The organism is Streptomyces alkaliphilus (assembly GCF_014141535.1).
Classification (GTDB): domain Bacteria; phylum Actinomycetota; class Actinomycetes; order Streptomycetales; family Streptomycetaceae; genus Streptomyces; species Streptomyces alkaliphilus.
This window is the reverse complement of record NZ_VKHT01000640.1, coordinates 1-3,049: the sequence shown is the minus strand read 5'-3', so window position 1 is coordinate 3,049 and position 3,049 is coordinate 1. Positions and strand designations below refer to the sequence as shown.

Annotated in this window: 2 protein-coding genes; both read left to right on the top strand. The window is 75.5% G+C overall.

Annotation, left to right across the window (positions count from 1 at the left end; genetic code table 11):
* Window positions 1-266 precede the first annotated feature (266 nt).
* Window positions 267-1,457, top strand: a complete 1,191-nt coding sequence (locus tag FNQ90_RS17840) for an exonuclease SbcCD subunit D (RefSeq protein WP_182607299.1) — start codon at window positions 267-269, stop codon at window positions 1,455-1,457.
* The coding region (locus tag FNQ90_RS28205; protein WP_182607298.1) for an AAA family ATPase at window positions 1,454-3,049 on the top strand (1,596 nt) is incomplete at its 3' end. The genes FNQ90_RS17840 and FNQ90_RS28205, both read left to right, overlap by 4 nt.

Sequence of the window (3,049 nt, the reverse complement as noted above, 5' to 3'; positions counted from 1 at the left end):
GTCTCCCCCCACCGCTCTCCCCGACCCACCGGCCCGTGCCGGCACCGCGTCCTCACGGCACCGGCCCCGGGACACCCCCGCTCCACTCCCCCCGGTTGATCCCGGACGAACCCCGCGGACGGCCGCACCACGACTGGTAGCGTGCCACCGGGCCCCGGCGTCCCGCGAACGGGGACGCGGGACCGGATCGGGACCACGGCCGGAGCCCGGACGCGGCACGGAACACGAATCGGAGGGGGAGGGGCGGGTACCCCGCCCGGTACACCGTGAGGATCCTGCACACCTCGGACTGGCACCTGGGCCGCGGCCTGCACCGCACGAGTCTCCTGGAGGCCCAGCGCGCCGTCATGGACCATCTCGTGGACACCGTGCGCGAGCGTCGTCCCGACATCGTGCTGGTCTCCGGCGACGTGTACGACCGCGCGGTACCACCCCTGACCGCCGTCCGCCTCTTCGACGACACTCTCCACCGCCTCGCCGACCTGGACGTCCCCCTCGTCCTCATCGCCGGCAACCACGACTCACCGGCCCGGCTCGGCGTCGGCTCCGGCCTGCTCGCCCGGGCCGGGATCCACCTGCGCACCGATCCCGAGCGCCTGGCCGAGCCGGTGCTCCTGCACGACGGGCACGGTCCGGTCGCCTGCTACGGCATCCCCTATCTGGAACCCGCCCTGGTCCGCGACCGGTTCGGCCTGACCCGTGGTGGTCACGAGGAGGTGTTGGGCGCCGCGATGGAACGCGTCCGCGCCGATCTCGCCTCCCGCCCCCCCGGCACACGCTCCGTCGTCCTCGTCCACGCCTTCGTCGCCGGCGGCCAACCCTCCGACAGCGAGCGGGACATCACCGTCGGCGGGGTCGCGGCCGTTCCCGCCTCCCTGTTCGACGGCATCGACTACACCGCCCTGGGTCACCTGCACGGCGCCCGTGCCCTCACCGACCGCGTCCGGTACAGCGGATCCCCGCTGGCCTACTCCTTCTCCGAGGCCGACCACCGCAAGATCATGTGGTGGATCGAACTCGGCCCCGCGGGCGAGCTCGCCGCCGAGGCCGTGGAGACGCCCGTCCCGCACCGTCTGCTGCGAATGCGCGGCACCCTGGAGGAGCTGCTCACCGGCCCGGCCCCGGAGGGCGCGACCGACGCACTGGTCGAGGTCACTCTCACCGATCCCTCCCGCCCGGACGACCCGCTGGGCCGGCTCTCGACGCGCTTCCCCCGCCTGCTCAGCCTGCGACACGAGCCGGACACACCGCCCGAGGCCGCCGCCCCCCGCTACACCGAACGCCTGCGCGGTCGTGACGACCGCCGGGTCGCCGAGGACTTCGTCGCGCACGTCCGCGGGGGCCGCGGCCCCGACGCCTCCGAACGGGCCCTGCTCCTCGAGGCATTGGAGGCCGGGAGGACCGACGACACCGACCACGACAGCCGCCGGCAGGGCGGGCGGGGGAGCGCACGATGAGGCTGCACCACCTCACCCTGACCGCCTTCGGCCCGTTCGCCGGCACCGAGCGGGTCGACTTCGAACGCCTGGCCGCCGATGGGCTGTTCCTCCTCCACGGCCCCACCGGAGCGGGTAAGACCTCCGTCCTGGACGCGGTCTGCTACGCCCTGTACGGATCGGTGCCCGGGGCCCGGCAACAGGCCCTGCCCTCTCTGCGCAGCGACCACGCCGACCCCGGGGTACCCACCGAGGTGGTCCTGGACCTGACCGTGGGCGACCGACGGCTGGAGATCACCCGCCGCCCAGAGCAGGAACGCCCCAAACGTCGGGGCACCGGCACCACCCGCGACAAGGCACTGTCCCTGTTGCGCGAACGCGATCCCCGCACCGGCGGGTGGGAGGCACTCAGCCGCTCGCACCAGGAGATCGGGCTGGAGATCGGTCGACTGACCGGTATGAGTCGTGACCAGTTCTGCCAGGTCGTCATGTTGCCGCAGGGGGACTTCGCCCGATTCCTGCGCGCCGGTGCCGAGGAACGTGCCCATCTGCTCGGCCGGCTCTTCGACACCGGGCGCTTCGCCGCGGCCGAACGCCGCCTGGCCGAGCGCCGTGCCGAGGCCCGCGACCGCCTGCGCGCCGGTGACGAACATCTGGTCTCCCTGGCCCACCGCGTCGAGCAGGCCGCCGGACCGTGCCCCGACCTCGCCGCCGACACCCCCCCGCTGCCCGGCCCCGACGATCCGCACTGCGCCGACGCCGTCCTCGCCCGGGCCGCCATCGCCCGCGTCGCGGCTCGCGAACGCCTCGAACTGGCCGAGCTGCGGCTGGCCGCCGCGGAAGCGGCGGCGACCCGGGCCGCCGACCGTCACACCCGGGCCGTCCGGATCGCCGAGCTCCGCGCCCGCCGGGCCGCCGCGCTGCGGGAGGACCACGAACTGACCTCGGTTCGGCCGGAGATCGACCGTGACCGTGAGCGGCTGGCACGGGCGGAGAGCGCCGCGACGGTCCTGCCCGCCCTGCAGGTGTGCGCCGAGGCCCGGGCCGCCCACGAGGCCGCACTCGGGGCGGAGGGGGAGGCCCGCCGGCGACTGCCGGACGACCTGCGCGAGGCCGGTGAGGAGCACCTGGTCGCCCGCGAACGCGCTCTGCGGGAGGAGATCGGCCGGCTGGCCGCCACGCGCGAGGCGGTCCGTGAGGCCGCCGCGCTCGAGCGCGACCTCGCCGCGCTGGACGCGGAGGAGGCGGCCGATGACCGCGGAGCCGGCACACTCGACATCGAACTCGAGTGCCTGCGCCGGGACCGGCGGACACCCGCCGCCGAGATCGCGGAACTGGCCCCTCTCGCCGCCCGCCTCCCCGAACTCACCGCGCTCCTGGGGGTCGCGTGCACCCGACGGGACGCGGCCCGGCGCCGGGACGGCCTCGACGCCATGGTGCGCCAGGCGGAGGCCTCCCACCTGGCGGCCGAGCGCGCGGCCGCCGACGCCCGAACCCGGTGGCTGGACATCCGCGAACGCCGCCTCGACGGACTGGCCGCCGAACTCGCCGGAGCCCTGCGCGACGGCGCCCCCTGCGCCGTCTGCGGTTCCACCGAACACCCCGGCCCGGCC